General features: G+C 45.5%; 3 protein-coding genes. 2 read left to right on the top strand and 1 reads right to left on the bottom strand.

Annotated elements, in window-relative coordinates; translation table 11 throughout:
- Nucleotides 1-382: 382 nt before the first annotated feature.
- Nucleotides 383-1,354: a LysR family transcriptional regulator gene (locus DWX91_RS16035; protein WP_182435123.1), complete on the bottom strand. Its 972-nt coding sequence runs from the start codon at nt 1,352-1,354 to the stop codon at nt 383-385.
- Nucleotides 1,355-1,624: 270 nt separating this feature from the next.
- On the opposite strand from DWX91_RS16035, the gene DWX91_RS16040 reads away from it, so the two are divergent.
- Together DWX91_RS16040 and DWX91_RS16045 are read left to right on the top strand one after the other, a co-directional pair.
- Nucleotides 1,625-2,200, top strand: a complete 576-nt coding sequence (locus tag DWX91_RS16040; RefSeq protein WP_118494322.1) for a chromate transporter — start codon at nt 1,625-1,627, stop codon at nt 2,198-2,200.
- A 15-nt stretch (nt 2,201-2,215) separates the two neighbouring features.
- Nucleotides 2,216-2,779 (top strand): chromate transporter, encoded by a 564-nt coding sequence (locus DWX91_RS16045; RefSeq protein ID WP_118494319.1) that lies wholly within the window; start codon nt 2,216-2,218, stop codon nt 2,777-2,779.
- Nucleotides 2,780-3,378 lie beyond the last annotated feature (599 nt).

Genomic DNA, 3,378 nt, shown 5'->3' on the forward strand with positions numbered 1-3,378 from the left:
CAGTAATCTTTAATATAGGTATACCTATATTTCAAAAGAATTACTGGAAGAAATTATTTTCAATCATCTGTACGTATTCGCAACCAATCCCAGATAACCTCAGCGTCGTATCCGGTCATATGGATAATGATGACCTGATAATCGCGAACCGTCTCATACGGAAGTTTACCGGAACCGTCATGCATTCATCACAGGAAAAGGCTGTAGCGGACGATGGCATACTCTAACGCGATCCCCTTCATCTGTAGAATCATATCTTCCAGTCCGCTGCCTGGTTCCAGTAGAGCGGAAAAGAACGCATTTGCCAGAAAATGACGAAGAGGCATCTGATAGAGCACCGATGCATTTCGAAATTTTTCCCAGGGTAGTTCAATATCGCAGATCAGTGAGCGTAGCTGCGGGAGAGCCTCGGAAAATTTCTGTGGACAGGATATGCATGGGGAGAGATTCCCGGGGGATTTTGAGCGGAAATATGGTTGGATGGCAAAAGTTCACGCGCCATTTGGATAAAATCCTGCATGACAGGAGACAGAAACTTGCTTTGATGCCACGCCAGATGAACGGTATTTTGAAAAGAAAAATCCGAAAAATAGATCCGGGAAATGGTACTGAGTCTCAGCTCAGCTTCGAGCATAGCGCTTGGCAGAATTGTGACGCCAAGCCCCAGGCGGACGGCTTCGAGAATGGCCTCTTGTGAGGTACTTTCCCAGGCAGGGGTGACCTCACAGCCGGTCTGGCGGATGGCATTTTGAAATACTTCATAGGAGGTGCTGCCGACTTCGCGGAAGAGCAGCGGTTGTTTCATAAATGTATTGATGGAAACGGTTTTTCCTGCCATCGGGTGTCCCGGCGCGCAGATGGCGGTGTAGTGTTCCTGAAACAGGGGAGTCAGGGCAATCTGTTCGGAGCGGATGGTTCCGCCGACGATTGCAAGATCTAGCGCCCCATTTAAGAGCATGGCTTCCGTCTGTGCGGTCGTCTGTATATGGACCTGCGTGTGTACCTGGGGATATGTCTCTTGAAATAGCTGCATGAAACGTGGTAGATAGGAAATCCCCACGTTGGTGCTGGCACCGATGCGGAGAACTCCGCTGATTCCGGAATTGGAAAATGCCAGTTCCATTTCATCGTACATCTGGATAAAATGGCGTGCATAGTCGAGAAAACGCCGCCCTTCGCCGGTAATTCGCAGACGCTGGTTGATCCGGTCGAAAAATAATGTTCCGTAGTGTTCTTCGAGCTCCCGGACGGCGGTGCTGACGGTTGGCTGCGTCAGGTAGAGATTGCGCGCCGCCTGTGTGATGCTTCCGGCGGATGCTACTTCGATAAAAATTCGGAAATGCCGCAGTGTCATGAAAACTCCTTTCCTGAATGTTTCATAAGGAGTGGGAAACATTCGTATTTGTATGTTTGTCCTACTTTTTTCCTGCCGTCAGAAATATTATTTTTGACGGCGTTGCTTTTATAGAGAATCATAGATATTTTAATAAGAACTATATATAAATTATAGTAATTTTAAAATGAATTGGCAAGTGTTATAATGGGCACAGAAAAAGGAATGTTGTTTTGCGTGAAGGAGAACTGGGAGAGACAAAAGATAAAATAGAAAAAGGGGGAATGGCAGATGAAACAGAAGCATCAACTGCTGGTTTTATTTTTAAAAACACTTTATATCAGCGCATTTACATTCGGGGGCGGTTTTGTCATTGTGACATTTATGAAGAAATGTTTCGTGGATGAGCTTCACTGGATTGATGAACAGGAAATGCTTGATTTTACCGCACTGGCACAGTCCTGTCCGGGCGCGATTGCGGTAAATGGGGCAATTTTGGTTGGTTGGAAAGTATATGGGTTTGCCGGAATGGTGGTGGCAGTCATCGGAACGATTCTTCCGCCGATGGCGATTCTGGCGGTTTTATCCGTCTGTTACGCCGCGTTTGCGTCGAACGTCTGGGTGGCAGCAGCACTAGAGGGAATGCGAGTCGGCGTGGCGGCTGTGATTCTGGATGTTTCCTGTGGGCTGGGAGTGAATGTTCTGAAGGAAAAAAAGCTGTATTCAATTGCAATCATGGTAATTGCGTTCCTGGCTGATTTTGTGCTGGATGTGAATGTAATCTATATCATTGCGGCGGGTATTCTGGCGGGAACGATTCGATTTATCTGGATGAGAAAACGTGAGCAGACGACCGGTGCGGTATAGAGGGGGAGAATAGATATGATCTATATACAATTATTTTTGAGCTTTCTGCAGATAGGGCTTTTCAGCGTGGGCGGCGGCTACGCGGCGATTCCACTGGTACAGAGCCTGATTGTGGAACGACAGGGATGGATCACGATGACGGAGTTTACGAATCTTATCACGATCGCGGAAATGACGCCGGGACCGATTGCGGTCAATTCAGCAACCTTTGTCGGAATTCGGATAGCGGGACTTCCGGGGGCGGTTGCGGCAACCTGGGGATGTATTTTCCCATCTTGTATCATTGTATCGGTACTGGCATACATATATCGGCGTTACCGCGGCGGCTCTGCGATGGGAAATATTTTAGGCAGTCTTCGCCCAGCGGTAGTGGCGCTGATCGCAGGTGCCGGACTTTCGATGCTACTGGCAGCAGTTCTTCCAGAGGTAAATGGGGAGAGGGTGATCCAGTGGGGCAGTCTGGTTCTTTTTTCGGCAGCTTTTATAGCGCTCCGCAAATGGAAACTGAACCCAATTCTTGTGATGTGGGTCTGCGGCGGTGTCAGCCTGGCAGTTAAATTGATTGAGTATCATTTGTAGAGAAGGTAGTATAGGAATAGGTAATAGATATAAATGAGAGTGTAGATGGAAAGTGAAAGCTGTATTTATGAATGGATGGAAATGGCATCGGATTCTTTTGATTCGATGCCATTTCTGGGATTAGGGGAAATAGATGCATAGACTTCAAATGGTTAGAATATTCTAAAAAATCACAACAAAATAAAAAGAATAACAAATATAGAAAAATTGTTGACAATCCTTGGAAACTCTGGTATCATAACATACGTCCTTGAGACAAGGGCAAATCAATCGAGGAAATAAGAGCGGAAACGCAAACGGATTTCTGAGAAAGATTAAAAATAAAATAAAAAAGTTGTTGACAAAGTCAATTGCTTATGATAATATAAATAAGCTGTCGATGAGACAACAACAAAGAACCTTGAAAACTGAACAGTATGTAAAACCCTGAAAATTCTAAGAACAAAGGCTTTTGGTTAAGCCTTGAAGTTCAAGAGAACATTCAGAACAAAACCAAAACAACAGTAATAACGGTTAAAATTAGCCAAGCGAATTTTGACTGGAATCAAAACTTTAACATGAGAGTTTGATCCTGGCTCAGGATGAACGCTGGCGGCGTG

The sequence above is a fragment of the Clostridium sp. AF22-10 genome (assembly GCF_003478725.1).
GTDB classification, from domain to species: domain Bacteria; phylum Bacillota; class Clostridia; order Lachnospirales; family Lachnospiraceae; genus Otoolea; species Otoolea fessa.